Annotated in this window: 1 protein-coding gene; it reads right to left on the minus strand. The window is 69.5% G+C overall.

The genetic code is table 11. From position 1 onward, the window contains the following. Positions 1–3,583 (minus strand): non-ribosomal peptide synthetase (locus tag IEZ19_RS49415; protein ID WP_189317900.1); only part of this gene is annotated, 3,583 nt, incomplete at both ends.

Here is a 3,583-nt window from a genome sequence, read left to right on the forward strand (position 1 = left end):
CTCCTCCTGCACGGTGGCCGGGGCACGGCCACCGCCCGCGGCGTACTCCGGCGCGGGCAGGGCCTTGCGGTCGAGCTTGCCGTTGACGGTCAGCGGCAACTCAGGCAGTACGACGAACGCGGCCGGCACCATGTACTCCGGCAGCCGCGACGCCACCACGTCCCGCAGGCCGCCTGTGTCGAGGCCGGCATCGGCGTCCGTGGCCACTACGTAGGCGACCAGACGCTTGTCCCCCGGAGCGTCCTCACGCGCGATCACGGCCGCCTGCGCCACCTCCGGACGCGCCGACAGCACAGCCTCCATCTCGCCGGGCTCGATGCGGAAGCCGCGGATCTTGACCTGCTCGTCGGCCCGCCCGCCGAAGACGAGTTGACCGTCCGCGGCCCACTTGGCCACGTCACCGGTCCGGTACATCCGCTCACCCGGCAACCCGAACGGGCAGGCCACGAACCGCTCACCCGTCAGACCCGCACGGCCGACATAGCCGCGCGCCACACCGGAACCCGCCACGTACAGCTCGCCCATGCCCCCGACCGGCACCGGCTGGAGCATCTCATCGAGGACGTACAGGCGCGTGTTGGCGATCGGCGCGCCGATCGACGGCACATCCCCCGGCGTCAGCGGCTGCGACATCGACGCACACACGGTGATCTCGGTCGGGCCGTAAGCGTTGATCAGCCGACGGTCCGGTGCCCACCGCTCCACAAGGCCTGCGTCCAGGACGTCACCGGCAGATACGAGCGTGGTGATCGATTCCAGGTCGTCGTCGGCGTCGAGAGCTCCCAGCACCGCCGGCGGCAACGTCGCATGCGTGATGCCATTGCCGGCGACCAAATCGACCAGCCCGCCACCCGGCAGCAGTTCGTCGGCCGACGCCATCACCAGAGCCGCACCCGAGCACAGCGCCATCAACACCTCGGACACCGCCGCATCGAAACCGATCGACGCGAACTGCAGCACCCGAGAACCCGGCTCCACCGCAAACCGCTCGATCTGCGCGGCCACCAGATTCACCACACCGGCATGCGCGATCGCCACGCCCTTCGGCACACCCGTCGACCCCGACGTATAGATCACGTACGCCAGCTCATTCGGCGACACTGTCAACTGCGGTGCGTTCGTCGGCAGTTCGGCCAGCTGCGCCTGCACTTCCGGCTCATCGAGCCACACGACCAGCATGCCGCTCAGCACCGCAGCCAGGTTCTCGGCCGCCGAGTGGTCCGCCACCACCAGCTGCACACCACCGTCGCCGAGCATGAACTCCACTCGGTCGCACGGCAGTTGTCCATCGATCGGCAGATACGCGGCTCCCGCCTTCCACACGCCCAGGATGGCGGCGACCAGCTCCGGCCCACGCGGCAGGCACAGACCGACCACCGACTCCGTACCCACGCCGCGGTCACGCAGGCAGTGCGCCAGCCGGTTGGCGCGTGCATCCAGCTCGGCGTACGACCACTCGTCGCCGTCGGCCACCACTGCCACCGCATCCGGTGCGGCGTGCACCCGCTGGACGAAGAGCTCGATGACGGTGTCCGCCGGGCCTGCGACCTCGGTGTCGTTCCACCGGTGGAGGAGGTCCTCGCGGTCCTGGGTGGCGAGGACGTCGATGCTGCGCAGCGTGGCGTCGGGGGTGTCGACGAGGGAGGTGACGGTGTTCTCCACCGCGGTGCGCAGCAGCCGCGCCACCAACTGCGGGTCGACCGAGTCGGCCACCTCCACCGTCAGCGTCAGAGCGCCACCGCTGCGGTCGTTGACCGACACCGCCATCGGATAGTTCGTCCGCTCCCGCACGAACACATTGCGGATCCCGGCCATCGGCTCCGGGCGATCAGCCTCCGCCTCCGTCTCCCTCTCCGTCTCCGACTCCGACTGGCTCGATTCCCCTGCGATATGCCGGTAGTTGAAGATGGAGGTGAACAGGGGTGTGCTGTCCGTCAGACCGCTGGCCTGCTGTGCCACCGCCAGTGGAGCATGCTCATGCTCCAGCAGCCCGGCCAGCTGGACCTGCATCTCCTCCACGGCCGCCTGCACACCCACGTCTCCTATGCGCAACCGCACCGGCAGGGTGTTGATGAACGGGCCGATCACCCGGTCGGAGCCCTCTCCAGCGTTCATCCGGCCGAACAGCACGGTGCCGAACACCACGTCGTCCCGGCCGGCCACCACCGCAAGGACCCGCGCCCAGGCCACATGCAGCACCGTCGCCGCACTCACCCCGAGCCGCTGCGCCACATCCCGTAGACCCGCTACGACATCCGCGTCCAGGGGAACCATCTCGGAGACCACGTCGGAGCCGTCGCCGCGCACGTCCAGGAGCCCGAACGGGGCGGTCGGCTCGCTCACGTCCGCCAACAGTTCACTGAAGAACCGCTCATGCTCGGACCGTGGCACGGCACGGCTCTGAGCCACGAAATTCCGGAACGGCATCGCCGGCGCGAGCTCGTCCTCCCGGCCGGCCAGCACCGCCCGCAGTTCCTGCAGCAGCACGTCCATACCCAAGTGGTCCTGCACCATGTGATGCATCCGCACCATACCGAGCCACCGGCCCTCCGGGACCTCGGCCACGTGCAGATCCATCAGCGAAGCCCGGTCCAGGTCCATCACGGATCCTGCCATGGTCAGCAAGGCTTCGACCGCGGCCGTCGGATCCGCCGAATCGACCTCCAGCGCATGCTCGACCACTGGCAGTACGGCTTGTCGCCACACCACCTGGACCGGCTCGCGCAGCCCCTCCCACACCACGGCCGTGCGGTAGATGTCGTGCCGGTCCACCACGCGCTGCAGCGCGTGCGCAAAGTCATCCAGGTGCTCCCGCGAGGCGAACTCCACTACGCGTACGGAGACATACGCATCCACGCCGCCGTCCGCCAGCAGATGGTGGAAGAGCAGGCCTTCCTGCAGTGGTGCCAGCGGATAGATGTCCGCCACGTTCGCCGCTCCGCCGTCGACCGCCGCGGCCACCCGGTCGATCTCCTGCTGCGACAGCTCGACCAGCGGGAGCATCTCCGGCGTGATCCGCTCCGCACCCACCGGGATCAGGTTCTCGGGCACCTCCACCGAGCCGATGCCGGTAGCCCCGGCCAGGTCGGCCGGAGTGGGGGCTTCGAACAGGGCCCGTACCGACACCGACACGCCTCGCACGCGGAGCCGTTCGACCAGGGTCACCGCCAGCAGGGAGTGCCCGCCGAGCTGGAAGAAATTGTCGTCGACGCCGACCGACTCAAGACCCAACACCTCGGCGAACACCGCGCAGAGGATCTCCTCCTGCACGGTGGCCGGGGCCCGGCCACCGCCCGCGGCGTACTCCGGCGCGGGCAGGGCCTTGCGGTCGAGCTTGCCGTTGACGGTCAGCGGCAGCTCCGCCACTGTCACGAACGCGGCCGGCACCATGTGCTCCGGCAGCCGGGATGCCACGAGGTCACGCAGACCATCCGTGTCGATGCCGCTCTCGCCGGGGTCGGTGTCCGGGTCCGATGCCACTACGTAGGCGACGAGGCGCTTGTCGCCCGGGGTGTCCTCACGTGCGATCACCGTGGCCTGCGCCACCTCCGGACGCGCCGACAGCACGGCCTCGATCTCGCCG

The sequence above is a fragment of the Streptomyces brasiliensis genome (assembly GCF_014647875.1).
In the GTDB taxonomy this organism is placed as follows: Bacteria; Actinomycetota; Actinomycetes; order Streptomycetales; family Streptomycetaceae; genus Streptomyces; species Streptomyces brasiliensis.